This is a genomic window from Chryseobacterium viscerum, from assembly GCF_025949665.1.
Lineage (GTDB): Bacteria > Bacteroidota > Bacteroidia > Flavobacteriales > Weeksellaceae > Chryseobacterium > Chryseobacterium viscerum_A.
Genome location: NZ_JAPDFT010000001.1, coordinates 273,016 through 289,458, shown reverse-complemented (window position 1 = coordinate 289,458; position 16,443 = coordinate 273,016). Strand labels below are relative to the sequence as shown.

Annotated in this window: 14 protein-coding genes; 10 read left to right on the top strand and 4 right to left on the bottom strand. The window is 36.1% G+C overall.

What is annotated here, in order from left to right; all coding sequences use genetic code 11:
• Nucleotides 1–15: 15 nt before the first annotated feature.
• The 6 genes from folK to fmt all read left to right on the top strand — a co-directional run bounded on the left by folK (nt 16) and on the right by fmt (nt 7,850).
• Complete coding sequence (folK, locus tag OL225_RS01330; RefSeq protein ID WP_047378970.1) at nt 16–432, top strand: 2-amino-4-hydroxy-6-hydroxymethyldihydropteridine diphosphokinase; 417 nt, start codon at nt 16–18, stop codon at nt 430–432.
• 17 nt (nt 433–449) lie between these two features.
• Nucleotides 450–1,565: an OmpA family protein gene (locus tag OL225_RS01325; protein ID WP_264517024.1), complete on the top strand. Its 1,116-nt coding sequence runs from the start codon at nt 450–452 to the stop codon at nt 1,563–1,565.
• A gap of 50 nt (nt 1,566–1,615) precedes the next feature.
• On the top strand, nt 1,616–3,142 hold the full coding sequence (locus OL225_RS01320; RefSeq protein WP_047378972.1) for an OmpA family protein: 1,527 nt from the start codon (nt 1,616–1,618) through the stop codon (nt 3,140–3,142).
• A 210-nt stretch (nt 3,143–3,352) separates the two neighbouring features.
• Nucleotides 3,353–4,792 (top strand): OmpA family protein, encoded by a 1,440-nt coding sequence (locus OL225_RS01315; RefSeq protein WP_047378973.1) that lies wholly within the window; start codon nt 3,353–3,355, stop codon nt 4,790–4,792.
• A 77-nt stretch (nt 4,793–4,869) separates the two neighbouring features.
• Entirely contained in the window at nt 4,870–6,774 is a 1,905-nt protein-coding gene (locus OL225_RS01310; RefSeq protein ID WP_264517023.1) for an ATP-dependent DNA helicase RecQ, read from the top strand.
• A gap of 128 nt (nt 6,775–6,902) precedes the next feature.
• On the top strand, nt 6,903–7,850 hold the full coding sequence (fmt, locus tag OL225_RS01305) for a methionyl-tRNA formyltransferase (protein WP_264517022.1): 948 nt from the start codon (nt 6,903–6,905) through the stop codon (nt 7,848–7,850).
• An 88-nt stretch (nt 7,851–7,938) separates the two neighbouring features.
• Here the strand turns inward: fmt and ribB are convergent, their stop codons facing one another.
• Nucleotides 7,939–9,060, bottom strand: a complete 1,122-nt coding sequence (gene ribB / locus OL225_RS01300; RefSeq protein WP_047378976.1) for a 3,4-dihydroxy-2-butanone-4-phosphate synthase — start codon at nt 9,058–9,060, stop codon at nt 7,939–7,941.
• Nucleotides 9,061–9,128: 68 nt separating this feature from the next.
• The gene (locus tag OL225_RS01295; RefSeq protein ID WP_264517021.1) at nt 9,129–10,133 is read right to left on the bottom strand and encodes an LLM class flavin-dependent oxidoreductase; all 1,005 of its coding nucleotides are present in this window, start codon (nt 10,131–10,133) and stop codon (nt 9,129–9,131) included.
• Nucleotides 10,134–10,321: 188 nt separating this feature from the next.
• On the opposite strand from OL225_RS01295, the gene OL225_RS01290 reads away from it, so the two are divergent.
• A complete protein-coding gene (locus tag OL225_RS01290) occupies nt 10,322–10,771 on the top strand; it encodes a hypothetical protein (protein WP_264517020.1) in 450 nt (149 codons plus the stop codon).
• A 251-nt stretch (nt 10,772–11,022) separates the two neighbouring features.
• Entirely contained in the window at nt 11,023–11,871 is an 849-nt protein-coding gene (locus tag OL225_RS01285; protein ID WP_047378978.1) for a M12 family metallopeptidase, read from the top strand.
• 35 nt (nt 11,872–11,906) lie between these two features.
• Here the strand turns inward: OL225_RS01285 and OL225_RS01280 are convergent, their stop codons facing one another.
• Nucleotides 11,907–14,033: a helix-turn-helix domain-containing protein gene (locus tag OL225_RS01280; protein WP_047378979.1), complete on the bottom strand. Its 2,127-nt coding sequence runs from the start codon at nt 14,031–14,033 to the stop codon at nt 11,907–11,909.
• A gap of 82 nt (nt 14,034–14,115) precedes the next feature.
• Here OL225_RS01280 and OL225_RS01275 point away from each other — a divergent pair, with 82 nt between their 5' ends.
• On the top strand, nt 14,116–14,568 hold the full coding sequence (locus tag OL225_RS01275) for a 2-hydroxyacyl-CoA dehydratase family protein (protein ID WP_264517019.1): 453 nt from the start codon (nt 14,116–14,118) through the stop codon (nt 14,566–14,568).
• Between the two features lie 288 nt (nt 14,569–14,856).
• Here the strand turns inward: OL225_RS01275 and OL225_RS01270 are convergent, their stop codons facing one another.
• Nucleotides 14,857–15,393 carry a gamma carbonic anhydrase family protein gene (locus tag OL225_RS01270; RefSeq protein WP_047378983.1) on the bottom strand — a complete coding sequence of 179 codons (537 nt, stop codon included), beginning with the start codon at nt 15,391–15,393 and terminating at the stop codon, nt 14,857–14,859.
• Between the two features lie 167 nt (nt 15,394–15,560).
• On the opposite strand from OL225_RS01270, the gene OL225_RS01265 reads away from it, so the two are divergent.
• A complete protein-coding gene (locus tag OL225_RS01265; RefSeq protein WP_264517018.1) occupies nt 15,561–16,439 on the top strand; it encodes a NifU family protein in 879 nt (292 codons plus the stop codon).
• The last annotated feature ends 4 nt before the right edge of the window (nt 16,440–16,443 follow it).

The following is a 16,443-nucleotide window of genomic DNA, read 5'->3' as shown; positions in this document are numbered from 1 at the left end:
AATCAATTTTCTAATATGTCGCAGCATAAGGTCGTTTTGTTACTAGGAAGTAACTTAGGAGAGCAAAAAAAAAATGTAGAGCTTGCATTAAAGAAGCTAAAAGATGCTGGAAATCACATTTCACAAACCAGCGAATATTTAATGTCTGAGCCTGTAGAATTTGCCAGTTCCAATATTTTTTGTAATATTGCAGCAATAATATTCACACATCTTTCACCAATTCAACTGCTTGATTGTATTAAGAATATAGAAGTTGAGATGGGAAGAATTAATGATTCAAAAGTATCCGGAGGCTATACTGACAGGATAATAGACATTGATATCATTAAGTATAATGAATTAAATTTTCAATCAGAAAGATTAGAAATCCCTCATAAAAAACATCTTTTTGAAAGGGATTTTTCCAGAATATTATTAAAAGATTTTATTTAAAACATAAAACATATTGTATGAAATTAGGTTTATTATTATTGGCTACTACATTGCCAATTGCAGCTTTCGCACAGAACAGCAGCACTACAGTAAACTCTTCCACAGAGTACCCTAATACATTCTCCTCAGGCTCCGCTAATGTACAAACTTTCGACAATAAAGCCAGACGTTTCAGAGACTGGTCTATTTCTGTCGGAGGAGGTCCCGCATTTATGGTTCACTCCGATTTAAAATCTATCCGCAAGGATAAGATCAATTGGGGATACAATGCCTATGTAAGCGTAGACAAACAAATCACACATGCATTCGCTCTAAGCTTGATGTATATGAGAGGAGAAACGAAACAGACTGCACAGCTTCCCGGTGCAGAAGGTGTAAAATCAGGAGTAGCAACTGCAACAACACAGTTTGATAACATCTCTTTATTAGGAGATATTAATTTCTCGAACTTATTCAGAAGAGTAGACAATCACTCACCATACAGATGGGCATTCCATGGATATATGGGAATTGGAGTTCAGGGATTCAGAACATCATTACATGATAATGATCAATTCAGATGGAGTACAACTCCCAGAAGAATTCCTTTATTCATTAAGCAGGATATCGATATCAATTCTATCTTCTATCAGGGAGGTTTAGGAATCAAATACAACGTTTCTAAACTTATTGATGTTGAAGCAAGAACGATGTACATTATCAGTGGTGATGATGAATTCGATGGTGGCGGATATGCAGATCCTAATGACTATGATCCTTCCACACCAGGTTCAAAATATAACATGCTAAACCCTAGAAGATCAGATAATGCCTGGACCATAAGTTTAGGAGTATCTTTCAAATTAGGAAAGCAGTTATCTCACCTTGCATGGCATGACCCACTTCAGGAAGCTTACTACAGAACCAGTGTTCTTGAAAATGCATCAACAGATCTTGTTGTGTGCGAAAAAGGAGATGCTGACAATGACGGAGTATGTGATGACTGGGACAGACAGCTTGACACTCCTGCAGGAGCAAGAGTGGATGGTGCCGGAGTTGCTTTAGATATGGATCTTGACGGAGTTATTGACCTTTATGATAAGTGTGTAACTGTTCCAGGACCTGTTGAAAACAACGGATGCCCAATCAAATAATTAACAAATTAAAAAATTCTTTTTCAAAAGAAATCAAATAATATTACACGATGAAATTAAGTTTAGCAATTGTAGCATTTGCTTTGGCAATTCCTTCTGCCACTTATGCACAAGACTCAACGGCAGTTTCAAAAGGAGAATACCCTAATACATTTTCTTCAGGATCTGCTAATGTTGCTCCATTTACCAACCAGTCTAAAAGATTTAACGATTGGTCTATTTCAGTAGGAGCTGGAGTTCCACTTCTTCAGTCGGCAGATTTAACCTCGATCAAAAATGGTAACGGTAAAAACCTTTTTGGATATTCAGCCTATGTAAGTATTGATAAAGCAATTACCCATGCTTTCGGAATCAATCTACAGTATGACAGAGGTGAAACCAGACAAGGATGGTTCAATACTAAAAATGCAGCACCTGATGCATCAGCAGTAGGAGCAAGAACTCAGTATGATGCCATCTCTATTTTAGGAGACATCAACTTTTCTAATTTATTAAGAAGAGTTGACAACCACTCCCCTTACAGATGGGCTCTTCATGGATATGCAGGTATTGGTACTATCGCGTATAGAGCATACCAGAAAACCGGCAACGGAAAGCAGGCCTTAATGACCGAAATAAAACCTTTCCAAATAGGTTCTATGTTTATGCAGGCCGGTACAGGTCTGAAGTTTAAAGTGAACAGAAGAATTGATATTGAGGGTAGATTAATGTATGTGGTAACCGGTGATGATGAATTTGATGGGGGCGGTGATGCTTACAGTGCTATCAACAAGCGTTCTGAGCAGGTTTCTGATAACTTCTTCAACGCAACTTTAGGTCTTACTTTCAAATTAGGAAAACACGAATCTCACTTAATGTGGCATGACCCGCTTCAGGAAATCTATTACAAACTGGATGTACTGGCTAATAAAAACCAGGATATCGAAGTATGTAAAAAAGGAGATGCTGATAACGACGGTGTATGCGATGATTGGGACAGACAGCTTGACACTCCTGCAGGAGCAAGAGTAGACGGTGCCGGAGTTGCTCTTGATGTTGACCTGGATGGTGTAATCGACCTTTACGACAAGTGTGTAACGGTTCCTGGGCCTGTTGAAAACAATGGATGCCCTATCAAAAAAGACAACAAGGAAACTGCTGTAGAAGTAGAGAAAACCCTTAAAGATATTTACTTCAATTTTAATAAAGCGACGATCAGACCTGAATCTAATGAAAAATTAGATCTGGCTGCTTCAATTATTAAAGAAAATGGAGGTAACTACTTGTTAACAGGACATACTGATATCAAAGGAAATGCAGCTTATAACTTAAGACTGTCTAAAGAAAGAGCCGCCGCTGTTGTAGGAGCTCTGGAAACCAGAGGTATCAATGAAAATGTACTGAAATCAAGAGGTGTAGGTTCTGCGGAAGCTACTATCCCTGCATCAGCTTCAGATGCTGAAAGAATGGCAGATAGAAAAGTTACGGTAAGATTTGTCGAAACATCAGAATGGGATTCTATCAAAAAGAAAGACTATGAAGATGCGCCTGCAAAAAAAGCAGTAAAAAAAGTACCTGCTAAGAAAAAGAAAAAATAATTTCATAATACAATAAAACCGAAAAGAATTGCTCTTTTCGGTTTATTTTTTTTCTACTACGAATTATTTTACATACCTTTATCATTATTTTCAGGATAGTAGTATGAAACACATTAAAAATCAACTAGTTTGATTTGAAAAAAAATAACATAAAATCGCTTTTTGGCGTAAAAAATCATTTAAAATAACTTAACTTAAAAAAATAACACTATGAAATTAAGTTTAGCAATTGTTGCATTTGCTTTGGCAATTCCTTCTGCCACTTATGCACAAGACTCAACGGCAGTTTCAAAAGGAGAATATCCTAATACATTTTCTTCGGGATCTGCTAATGTTTCCCCATTCACCAGTCAATCTAAAAGATTTAACGATTGGTCTATCTCTGCAGGGGTTGGAGTTCCACTTCTTCAGTCGGCAGATTTGACTTCAATCAAAAATGGTAACGGTAAGAACCTTTTTGGATATTCAGCCTATCTAAGTATTGATAAAGCAATTACTCATGCTTTCGGAATCAATCTACAGTACGACAAAGGTGAAACCAGACAAGGATGGTTCAATACTAAAAATGCAGCACCTGATGCATCAGCAGTAGGAGCTAGAACTCAGTATGATGCTATCTCAATCTTAGGAGACATTAACTTTTCTAATTTATTAAGAAGAGTTGATAACCATTCTCCTTACAGATGGGCTCTTCATGGATATGCAGGTATCGGTACTATCGCTTACAGAGCATACCAGAAAGACGGAAGCAACAAACAGAGATTAATGACTGAAGTAAAACCTTTCCAATTAGGTTCTATGTTCATGCAGGCTGGTACAGGTCTGAAGTTTAAAGTGAACAGAAGAATCGATATTGAAGGTAGATTAATGTACGTAGTAACTGGTGATGATGAATTTGATGGTGGCGGTGATGCTTACAGCGCTATCAACAAACGTTCTGAGCAGGTTTCTGACAACTTCTTCAATGCGACTTTAGGTGTTTCCGTAAAATTAGGAAAACACGAATCTCACCTAATGTGGCATGACCCGCTTCAGGAAATCTATTACAAACTGGATGTACTGGCTAATAAAAACCAGGATATCGAAGTATGTAAAAAAGGAGATGCTGATAACGACGGGGTATGCGATGATTGGGACAGACAACTTGACACTCCTGCAGGAGCAAGAGTGGATGGTGCCGGAGTTGCTCTTGATACAGACCTTGATGGTGTAATTGACCTTTACGACAAGTGTGTAACAGTTCCTGGACCTGTTGAAAACAACGGATGTCCTGTAGCAACAACAGGACCTGTAGTAGAAACAGAAACAAAATTGGAAGGAATCGAATTTGATTTAAATTCTGACAGAATTTTACCTTCAAACACTCCAATCTTAAATAATGCTGTAAACTATATTAATTCTTCAAATGGTTCTTATAGTGTAATCGGAGCTACTGATACAAGAGGTACTGACGCTTACAACCAAAAACTATCTGAAAGAAGAGCAAACAACGTTAAGAACTATCTGATCAAAAACGGTGTTCAAACAGGTAAACTACAGGCAATAGGAAAAGGTGAAAAAGACCTTAAATACCCTGAATGCGAACCAGCAACGAAGTGCCCTGAATGGAAAAACAGAGCCAACAGAAGAGTATACTTTGAAGCTAAATAATAAACTTATTTATATTTATATGAAAGTCACGCCTGGCGTGACTTTTTTTGTCATAATACTTTCCTTATTTTTACAACATGATTTCGCCGCAGGATTTTCAAAAGCTTAAATATGATACTCTAAAGTATTTCTGGGGTTACACCGAATTCAGGGATGCTCAGGAAGAAATTATTAATGCCGTCATTAATGAAAAAGATACCCTGGTTCTGTTACCCACAGGAGCAGGAAAATCACTGTGCTATCAACTTCCAGCATTATTGAAAGAAGGAACCTGTCTGGTAGTTTCTCCATTACTTGCATTGATGAAAGATCAGGTCAATCAGCTTAAATCCCGTGGCATAGAAGCAGAATATTTGTCTTCCGAACTGGATGAATATGATGCTGAAACAATTTATGACCGCTGCAAAGAAGGCCTTACCAAATTACTCTATGTTTCTCCTGAAAGACTTACCAATACTCAGTTTATTCAGAATATGCAGGAAATTCAGCTATCCTTTATTGCGGTTGATGAAGCTCACTGTATCTCAGAATGGGGACAGGATTTCCGGCCAAGTTATCAGAATATTAAAGGGTTCAGAAGTAACAATCCTGAGATCCCCTGCCTTGCCCTGACTGCAACTGCAACACCAAAAGTTCTGGAAGAAATCAAAAATAAACTGGAGCTGAAGAAACCTTTTGTTTTCCAAAAAAGCTTTAAGAGAGAAAATATCAAAATATTTACAGATGAAGTTTCTGATAAATTCCAGCGTGTTTTTGATATTTTAAAATATAGTAACGATTCTGGAATTGTATATGTAAGAACCCGAAAAGAAGCGGAACTGCTGGCAGAATTTTTGAAAAAAAATCAACTGAAAAATGTAGATTATTTTCACGCAGGCTTAACAACCAAAGAAAAGAACACCAGACAGAATCTTTGGAATAACAGTGACAATCATGTCCTTATTTCTACCAATGCCTTTGGAATGGGTATCGATAAAGACAATGTACGATTTGTAATCCACTATTCTCCCGCTGCTTCTCTGGAAAACTATTATCAGGAAATCGGAAGAGCCGGAAGAGATGGAAAAGACAGCTTTGCATTCATGCTTTGGAATAAACAGGAACTCCTGAATTTTGACCAGATCTTAAAAAACCAGACTCCCAACAAAGCAGAATTTCTAAAAATCATCAGCTACCTCTACTCTATTTTTCAGGTAGCAGAATTTGAACTTCCTGAAAAAACATTTCAGCTGAATACTCTTGGTATACAGAATTTCACAAAACTGTCGAAAGCTAAAATCAAAAATATACTCAATTTTCTGCACAACCAGGAAATTATCTATTATAATGAAAACAAAAGCCTGTCTTCACTCGAACTTTTTATCAAGGCTGATGAAATAGATCAGTTGCCACAAAAAGATGCTTATTTCATGGAGCTTCTTTTCCGTACAGTATCCGGTATCACCACTCACAAAGTGATGTTCAGTGAACAGCAGGTAAGTAATAAAATCAATGTCAGTGTCCCTTTGATCAAAGAACGTCTTAAGGAGCTGCAGCAAAAGAATTATCTTGAATATATTGATGGTGCACTTTCCAGTATTAAATTCCTGAAACCCCGCGACGAAAGAGCTGTGAATAACGCTTACTGGAAGTTATTTGAACATATTCAGAGAAACAAAATCCAGAAATGGGAAGAGATAAAATTTTACGTAGAGAATAATGAATACTGTAAAATGAAACTCATATTAGCCTATTTTGGTGAAAAAAATTCAAAAAACTGTGGACAGTGTTCTGTTTGTGAAAAAAACAAACAATCTATGTTTGGTAAAAATATTTCTCAGCAGATTGTTAATTTATTAGCTAAAAAGCCGGCAACGATTGAAGAGCTTTCTATACAGCTGAGTTATCATTCTAAAGAAAATATCTTAGAAAACCTTATTTTCCTTTTAGATTCCGGAAAGGTAAGAATGCTGAACTTCAGGACGTATGAGCTGAATCATTAGCCATTAAGTAATGAGTAATAATAAGTGTAGAGTGAACTTTTAAAATATCCCCATCCTATCTCTAAAACTCTCCCACCCTCCAACCCAAAAGCCTTCCGGCTCTCAGATCAAAAACTTATCTTTGCAGTATGAAATCATTGAAAGTCGTTTTTTTAGGGACTCCTGAGTTTGCAAAAACTTCTTTGGAGGCAATCCATCAATCTCACCATCAGGTGGTAGGCGTTGTAACTGTAGCTGATAAAGCAAGCGGACGTGGGCAGAAGATTCATCAATCACCAGTAAAAATCTATGCAAAGGAAAACAATATTCCTGTTTTTCAGCCGGAAAAGTTGAGAAACCCTGAGTTCTTAGAAGAACTTAGAAAACTGGATGCTGATGTTTTTGTAGTGGTAGCTTTCAGGATGATGCCTAAAGTTCTTTTTGAAATGCCTAAAATGGGAACCTTCAACCTTCATGCCTCTTTACTGCCGGATTACAGAGGAGCTGCTCCTATCAATTATGCAGTAATCAACGGTGAAGAAAAATCAGGAGCGACTACTTTCTTTATTAATGAAAAAATTGACGAAGGAAATATTCTTCTTCAGCAGGAATTAGAAATCTTACCTGATGAAAATGCAGGAAGTCTTCACGACAGACTTATGGAAATGGGCTCAAGACTAGTGGTTAAAACATTAGATGGCCTGGCGGAAAATGCGATTGAAGAAAAACCTCAGCCACAGGTGGAACATCCTAAAAATGCTTATAAAATTTTCAAGGAAGATACCAGAATCAAATGGGACCAATTTTCAAAAACCGTTCATCAGTTTATTCTGGGAATGTCTCCTTACCCTGCAGCTTTCACTACTTTAAAAATTGAAAACGAAGAAAAAGGATTAAAAATATTCGGAGGTAAATTTGAACTTTCTGATCATGGAAAACCATCAGGAACATTGGATATTTCAAAGAACGAATTTAAAATCTATACCCAGGACGGAATATATTATCCGCTGGAACTTCAGCTGGAAGGCAAGAAAAGAATGATGGTAAAAGATTTCCTGAATGGTTTCAGAAACTTTGATGGAATTGCATTAAGCTAAAATTCATTTTAAATAAAATAAAAAAGGTTTAGAAAAATTCTAAACCTTTTTTATTCTGTAAACAGTCAAAGTTATTTTTGACTATTCATTATAGTTGTACCATTTCAGTAACCTCTACATCATATCCTCCAACCTGAGGTTTGATATTAGGGTTTTGAGTGATTACTTTAAACTTGTTGATTCCTAAATTCTTTAAGATCTGCGTTCCAATTCCATAATCTCTGTAATTGTACGCTAACGTAGGATGCTGCTCCTGACCGTCCTGATAGTTCAGGAACTGCTGAAGTTTTCTCAATGTATTTTCAGAATTAGAAACGTTATTAATGAAAATGATTGCTCCTTTTCCAGCTTCATTTACCATACCGGTTACTTTTTCCAGTAATGGTTTTTCACCGTTATTCAATCTTGTCAATACATCAAAATAAGAATCTGAAGACTGTACTCTCACCAAAACAGGCTCATCTACTGTCCATGCACCTTTTGTTAGTGCAAAGTGGATCTGGTCATTAGAAGTTTCTCTGAAAGCATAAAAATCAAACTCACCATAGTGCGTTTTTACTTTTTTCTCTTCAAGTCTTTCCACAAGATTTCCTTTTTTAAGCTGATAATGGATCAGATCTTCAATAGAGACGATCTTCATATCGTGCTTCTGAGCAAATGCATGAAGTTCAGGCAGACGGGACATGGTACCATCTTCATTCATGATCTCACAGATCACTCCTCCTTCTTTCAACCCTGATAAGTGGGTAAGATCAATAGCAGCTTCAGTATGTCCGGCTCTTTTCAATACTCCACCTTTTCTTGCACGAAGCGGGAAAATGTGGCCAGGCCTCATAAAGTCTGTAGGTTTGGATTTTTCATCCATCAGTGCCAAAATTGTTTTTGCTCTGTCACCTGCAGAAATTCCGGTAGATGTTCCGTTTCCTAAAAGGTCAACTGATACGGTGAAAGCCGTTTCTTTAGGATCGCTGCTTCTGCTCACCATCACTTCAAGACCAAGCTCATCACATCTTTTTTCAGGAAGCGGCATACAAATAAGCCCTCTTCCGTGAAGAGCCATAAAATTGATAATTTCCGGTGTTGTCAACTCTGCTGCACAAAGAAAATCTCCTTCATTTTCTCTGTCTTCATCATCTACTACTATGATTATTTTACCATTTTTAAGGTCTTCAATAGCCTCTGGAATAGTATTTAATTTAATATCGGACATTTTTACTTTTTATTTTTGCAAAGATACTCATAAAAATAAGCATCTTCCAATTAATTATAAAGGGTTTATTACGCTTTGGATAAAGAGTAAACTGCCTCTCTGAAAATTTCGTAAGATCTCAATCGTTTCTGATGGTCGTAGATATGGGAATTGATCATTAGTTCATCAACCTGGAATTTTTCCTGGAAATTTTTTAGCTTTTCCTGAATTTCTGTCTGATCTCCAATAAAAGTATATCTGAGTTTTTGCAGAACCATGGATTTTTCCATTGGCGACCAGATTTCGTCCATATCATCAACAGGTGGCGCAAAAGGCTTTCTGTCATTTCTTACGATGTTGATGAATGCCTGGAATAAAGTGGTGGAGATTTTATGAGCTTCCTCCAAAGTTTCTGCTGCAACACCGTTTACACAGGCAATGATATAAGGTTTATCCAGATATTGTGAAGGTTCGAAATGCTCTCTGTATATTTTAAAAGCCATTTCCATCTGTTCCGGAGCAAAATGTCCTGCAAATGCATAAGGTAACCCCAGTTCCGCAGCCAGCCATGCGCTATCTGTACTAGATCCCAGAATATAAATTGGAATATCCAGTCCTTCTCCGGGAATTGCACGAACCATAGCATCTGAATTTTCCTTAGAAAAATAACGCTGAAGTTCCAGAATCTGTCTTGGAAACTGTTCATTAATAATAGCCGGATTTCTTCCCAAAGCCTGAGCTGTCAATCCATCAGTTCCGGGTGCTCTTCCTACTCCAAGATCTATTCTTCCGGGAAAAAGAGATTCCAAAGTACCGAACTGTTCTGCAATGATCAAAGAGCTGTGATTGGGAAGCATAACACCGCCAGACCCCACTCTGATTGTCTTCGTTCCGTTGGCAATAAATCCGATTAAAACTGAAGTAGCAGAACTGGCTATACTTTCCATATTGTGATGCTCGGCCAGCCAGAATCTTTTATAATTTAAATTTTCAGCGTGATTAGCTAATGATAAGCTGTCCTGAAAAGTATCATGAATGCTTTTGCCTTGCTTTACCGGGGCAAGATCTAAAACAGAAATTTCAAAATTTTTCATATTGAGATGTTAATTTTTCTTTTAGTCTGAAAAACTATACAAATTTAAAACATAAAAACTGCATTAGTTACTTTTTGTAATTAATAAAACCGATTGGTTAATTCAGGGAAAAACTATTGCATTTCAATTTTTCTTTACCTGATTTTAGTTATACGATTTTTAAGTAAATTGCATCATTATAAAAAACCATGAAAGCAAAAATATTATATATCGAAAACAAATCCTCCGGACATCACGGTTCCGCATGGATTGGTTTTGTTGAATTTTCAAAATCCGGACAAACGGTATATTTCAATAACAAAGCGCTCAAAAAGCTTAAAATCCCAGGAATCAATGCTAATCATTTTGATATAGAAACCGGAGAAGAATATTGGGTTTCCGGTGTAAAGAAAAATGGACAGGACAGACATCAATTCGGAGGAGGGAAAATTATGCTTGATAAAAATTCTATTGATGAATATTTAAAACTGGTAGATTTTACATGTATTGATGAAAATCACTTTGAAATCGTAGAATTTTCCAAAACAGATAAGAATAGATTTACTATAATAGAAAATACAGAAATTGAATTCAGAGATACAAGTTATCATGCTACTTTTTATGATAATAATGTCAGAAAGCTGATTTTTGATATTTAAAATTGAATTAAAAAAATAAAGGTTTTGACTCTCAATTGTCAAAACCTTTTTTATAATCAAGTTTTCCTTTTTTAAACTTTCATTCTTTCCAATTTGTTCAGTGATGTAGAAAGCATTAATAATTTTCTTTATCGCTCATTCAATTCACCAATTTTTCGCTTTACTGGAAAAATGTATACTTTAACAATAATAATTCAATAAAAAGAGAAATATTCATTATATTCGTATACCAAATCTTAAAAAAATCGAATATGAACAAAAAACCAAACAATCTGCTTTATCAGCAGATTCTAACAGGAAAAACTGTCTTTATGAGTTTTCTTATTGTTGTAGCACTAGCATCCTGCAGTAAAAATAATGAAGAAATCACCTCAGAAGCTCAAACCACTGCTTTCAATGCTGAAAACGTTAAAAAAGGACAATTGAATGGCCAGGATATTATCTATGAAAGAAAAAACGGAATGAATTTTTTTCAGGGAGATATTGTTCTTTCAGACAAACAACTGGCAGAAGGCAGCGAACTTAATAAAGGCGGTGCAAGCTATTCAAGATGGCCGGGTGGCAAAATTTATTATACTATTGCCAGCAATATGGGTTCTATCAACGTCAATAAAATCAATTCTGCGATCAGCGAGTATAATAATAAAACCAATACTCAATGGATTTACCGCACCAATCAGTCTAACTATGTTGAATTTGTTTTCGGAAGTTCATCAGGATCAGACGGCTGGGCACACATCGGCTATCAGGGCGGAAAACAAACAGTTTCTTTAGATCAATATATTTCTGTAGGATCAGTAATTCATGAAATGGGACATACGGTAGGCCTTTATCATGAGCACACCCGTAAAGACAGAGATCAGTATGTAAAAATCCTGTGGAACAATATTCAAAGCGGACAGTCCTATAATTTTAATATCTATAGTTCCGGTACAGATATTGGGCCATTCAATATTAATTCGGTGATGATGTATTGGCCAACCTCATATTCTAAAAACGGACAACCAACTATTACAAGAGCTGACAACAGCAGTTTTACTTATAACAGAACCGGCTTTACAACTGGAGACATCAATACCATTAATGCAATGTATCCTTAGTTTTAAAAATTCATATCAAATCAAAAAAAGAACTCTTATGAGTTCTTTTCTTTTTTATAATTATAATGATTTATTAAAATTCTGATTTCATTAAATTCAAAACTACTTGGCAGAGCATTCTTCCACTCAGTCAACGTTTCGTGTGGATTTTTGTAGAATTCATCTTCAAAAGCTTTGATCTTATCTGAAGTAATTACTCTTGAGATATCCAGCAATCCCTGTTCTGCAAATTTGGCAAGATGACCAATAACGGTTTCTTTTACCAAACCTCTTTCCAAAGCAATTTCTCCTATGGTTTTTCCTTGCTCAAACAACTGAAAAGTTAACACCTGAGACGGAACTTTAGCTATTTTCAGATTGATTTCTTTATCATTCTTTTCATCTAAAAGTTTAGTTTCAAGAAGATAAATATCTCTTAAGCTATTCAGGTATTCTTCAATATCTTCCAGCCAGTTTTTGAATTCCTCGTTATATTGTTTTAAGCCTTTCGCTCCTTTTATTTCAGCATAAAACTCTTTCAAAGGATCAAAAATTTTGTTTCTGATTTCTGTAAAAAAGAAATTAACCGCTCCTTTTGATTTGCTTTCAATCTCAGTCCAGTCTTCTTTTTGTTCAATAAAATTATTAACCTTCTGAAAAATGACACGCTCCAGTTTTTCAAATATTTTTCCAAGATTTACTGCTTCATGTTTCAACTGGAGATAAAGCTGTTTAGTCTTGACATGATCTATATTCTTGGTCACAATAGACAGGTTGTTCCACTCTTCTACTTCTTTTAAAAACCACGTACAATCAAGAGTACGAAGCACTTTTCTGATACTGTAGTCATATTTCTCCTGATTCAGAATAGCTTCCACATTGTCATTGGCAATAGTATCGCTATGAAAATGCAAAATCCTGTTATCCTTGAAAATAACTTCAGGGGTAATTTTTGATTTTAAAACAATCCCCTCCAATGTTCTGCAACGGGACAAAGCCACATATACCTGGCCGGCAGTAAAACTTTTTCCGGCATCAATAATTACTTTATCAAATGTAAGTCCCTGACTTTTATGGATGGTAACAGCCCAGGCGAGCTTAATAGGAAATTGTTCAAAACTTCCCAATACTTCTTCCTGGATGTTTTTTTCGGTATCAAGGAAATATTTTTTCTGTTCCCAGGTTTCTCTTTTAACCACAATTTCCATCTCACTTTCGTCCAGAACAACACGAATTTCATTTTCATCCAATCCAATGATTTCTCCTAATTTCCCGTTGAAATATTTCTTTTCTCCGGAAATATCATTTCGGATAAACATGATCTGCGCTCCGATTTTCAATTCTAAAAACTGTTCGTTCGGAAATTGGTTTTCTTTAAAATCACCTACAAGTTTAGCTTCATAAATCTGAGGATCTACCTTTATCTCCGCCAGTTTTTCCAGATTGATTTCATCAGCCATTTTGTTGTGAGAACACAGGTATACATAAGATTCTTTCCCCATATCAAAATCAGGATCGTATCTTTCATTGAGGTGGTTAAAATCTATATTATCCACATCACCATCACGGATAGCATTCAGAATTGCCAGAAATTCCTGGTCAGACTGTCTGTAAACTTTTGTCAGTTCAATAGTAACAATCGGGATTTCCTTAATGGCATGGCTGTCAAAAAAGAAAGGTGAATTGTAATACATTTTCAGAATATGCTCATCTCTTACCACAGGCGGGAGCTGAAACAAATCCCCGATAAACAGCATCTGCACACCACCGAACCTCTGATTATTCCTTCTGATAAATCTTAAAGAAAAATCCATCATATCCAAAACATCTGCTCTCAACATTGAAACCTCATCAATGATAATGATCTCAACTTCTCTCAGAAGTTTCAGCTTATCTTTACGGTATTTGAAATGGGGCATCAGATCAGCAATATTGTTAGCCAAACTGGTGTCTATTCTTTCTGTCGTTGGAAGAAAAGTTCTCAACGGCAGTCCAAACATAGAGTGAATTGTAACTCCTCCTGCATTGATAGCGGCAATTCCCGTGGGTGCTACTACAATATGCTTTTTCTTTGTACGTCTTACAAAATCATTGAGAAACGTCGTTTTACCTGTCCCGGCTTTCCCGGTCAGAAAAACACTTCTGTTCGTATATTCTATTAAGTCAAAAAAATGATTGTTCATCGTTGTCAAAAATACGGAAATGAATTTGAATTTCTTACCTTGGCATAAGTTTTGAAAATTCTTAAAAAGAAAAAAGTTTATTGTGAAAAAATTATTCTTCCATTTCCCGGTGATAGTATTATGTACTACATTAACTTTGGTTTCCTGTAATACATCAAAAAATACCAATACCAATCTCCCTGTAGATATCGCAGACAGACCTGCTGACGAAGACAGCCAGAAGTATGAGCAGGCACAACTCGATAGATTAAAAGCTTCTATTGAGTCTGAAGTGTCAGGAGAAAAATGTACGGATGCCAGTGAATGGGCATTTGCTCCTATGGGGGCAAAATCCTGTGGCGGACCTCAGCAATATATTGCCTATCCAAAGAAAATAGAAACTGCTTTCTTACAGAGAGTAAATGATTATACGGATAAAGTAAAAGCTTTTAATGAAAAATATAATATCATGTCTGATTGTTTAATGATTACACCTCCTACTTCTTTGAAATGTATTCATGGAAAGATCAGACTGATAACACCGGACAATAACTAACAATAAAACAAAGGTTCTATATCAAATCGAAAAAAGCTCTGTCTGTGGACGGAGCTTTTTATATTTATTATAAGGTCAATTGTGAATTTTGCTTCGCAAGTGAATGGTGAATTTCTGTATTAAAAAAATTGACAAGCGCAGCGGATTGACGATTGACCCTTCACTATTTCATGGTCAATAAGTGAATTTTGCTTCGCAAATGAATGGTGAATTTTTGCAGTACAAAAAAATTGACAAGCGCAGCGGATTGACTATTCACTATTCACTATTCACTATTCACTTGACATCCTAAAATTGATGATCCTTCACATTCTCTTTATACCATGAAGAGTATTTAACATAGTTATCTGCAATTCTGTTTACTTCCCCTTCTAATAACTGAGCATTAATATCTTTGATTTTTTTTGCAGGAACTCCACCCCAGACTTCTCCTGATTTGATATGAGTACCCTGAGTGACTACAGAACCCGCTCCTACAATAGAATTTTCTTCCACCAGGCAGTCATCCATCACAATAGCTCCCATCCCGATCAGGACATTATCTTTAATGGTACACCCATGAACAATTGCATTATGTCCGATAGAAACATTATTTCCGATATTCAGCGGATGTTTCTGATAGGTACAATGCAGCATTGCATTATCCTGAACATTTACCTTATCACCCATTTTGATATAGTGAACATCTCCTCTGATTACAGCATTATACCAAACGCTGCAGTCTCTTCCCATCGTAACATCCCCAATAATAGTAGCGGTTTCTGCCAAAAAAGTATTCTCTCCGATCTGTGGTGCTTTTCCTAAAAGTTCTTTTATAAGTGCCATAATATTAATTTGAAAATTTGAAAATATGCCCAATTGAAAATAATGATCTTCTGCCTTATAATCTCTGGTATCTAACTTCTAAATTACAGCGATAGCAAAAATCTAACTCTCAATTTTCAGCTTCTAACTTCTAATGCGTATTTTTGTATCTCAAATTTAACGAAAAAATGCGTACCGTACTTATAGAACCTACCGAAAACCCGAAAGTAATGAAATTTGTTACAGATTACAACCTCATTCCCGGGTCTTTAGAGTTGGACAGAAATTCAGATATTTCAGAAATTCCTTTGGCACAGGAGCTTTTCAATTATCCATTTGTAGAAAGAATTTTCATAACGGCTAATTTTGTAGCTGTGGCAAAACAGGATACCATAGAATGGGAACATGTAGCTGAAAGTCTGAAAAATGTGATTGAGGATGAATTATTGGCTAACCCAAGAATCTATCTTCAGAAGAAAAAAGAAATGTATCAGATCTATGCTGAAATGACTCCGAATCCTAATGTGATGAAATTTGTTTCAAACAAATTACTGATGGATGGTTTTGTGGAAGTAAAATCCGCTGAAGCTGCTGAGGAAGTTCCTTTGGCACAGGCCATCTTTAAAGAGTTTGAATTTACAAAAGAAGTCTTCATTTCTGATAATTTTGTAGCAGTTACCAGAGACAATTCTGTAGAATGGCACCAGGTGATGATGACTGTTCGTGCACTTATTGCCGAATATCTTCAAAACGGAGGTGAAATCTCTAAAATAGAACCACAGAAACATGAAAATCCTGTTGAAAAGATTATCAACAGAGATTATACGGAAGATGAGCAGAAAATTTCTGACATTTTAAATGAATATGTAGCTCCTGCAGTAGAAAATGACGGCGGAAAGATTTCATTGATGGAATATGACCAGGAGAGCAAAACTGCAAAAATGCTTCTACAGGGAGCTTGTTCAGGCTGCCCAAGTTCTACAGCTACTTTGAAAAACGGGATTGAAAATATTTTAAAACAATTCGTTCCGGATCTGGTAGAAAAAGTAGAAGCTGTAAACGGATAATTCA

Excerpts from the sequence above, each read along its gene's own strand:
- OL225_RS01295 (WP_264517021.1), bottom strand. The coding sequence starts at position 10,133 with ATGAAAAATTTTGAAATTTCTGTTTTAGATCTTGCCCCGGTAAAGCAA.
- OL225_RS01315 (WP_047378973.1), top strand. The coding sequence starts at position 3,353 with ATGAAATTAAGTTTAGCAATTGTTGCATTTGCTTTGGCAATTCCTTCT.
- OL225_RS01290 (WP_264517020.1), top strand. The coding sequence starts at position 10,322 with ATGAAAGCAAAAATATTATATATCGAAAACAAATCCTCCGGACATCAC.
- OL225_RS01285 (WP_047378978.1), top strand. The coding sequence starts at position 11,023 with ATGAACAAAAAACCAAACAATCTGCTTTATCAGCAGATTCTAACAGGA.
- folK (WP_047378970.1), top strand. The coding sequence starts at position 16 with ATGTCGCAGCATAAGGTCGTTTTGTTACTAGGAAGTAACTTAGGAGAG.
- OL225_RS01310 (WP_264517023.1), top strand. The coding sequence starts at position 4,870 with ATGATTTCGCCGCAGGATTTTCAAAAGCTTAAATATGATACTCTAAAG.
- fmt (WP_264517022.1), top strand. The coding sequence starts at position 6,903 with ATGAAATCATTGAAAGTCGTTTTTTTAGGGACTCCTGAGTTTGCAAAA.
- ribB (WP_047378976.1), bottom strand. The coding sequence starts at position 9,060 with ATGTCCGATATTAAATTAAATACTATTCCAGAGGCTATTGAAGACCTT.
- OL225_RS01280 (WP_047378979.1), bottom strand. The coding sequence starts at position 14,033 with ATGAACAATCATTTTTTTGACTTAATAGAATATACGAACAGAAGTGTT.
- OL225_RS01320 (WP_047378972.1), top strand. The coding sequence starts at position 1,616 with ATGAAATTAAGTTTAGCAATTGTAGCATTTGCTTTGGCAATTCCTTCT.
- OL225_RS01265 (WP_264517018.1), top strand. The coding sequence starts at position 15,561 with ATGCGTACCGTACTTATAGAACCTACCGAAAACCCGAAAGTAATGAAA.
- OL225_RS01325 (WP_264517024.1), top strand. The coding sequence starts at position 450 with ATGAAATTAGGTTTATTATTATTGGCTACTACATTGCCAATTGCAGCT.
- OL225_RS01270 (WP_047378983.1), bottom strand. The coding sequence starts at position 15,393 with ATGGCACTTATAAAAGAACTTTTAGGAAAAGCACCACAGATCGGAGAG.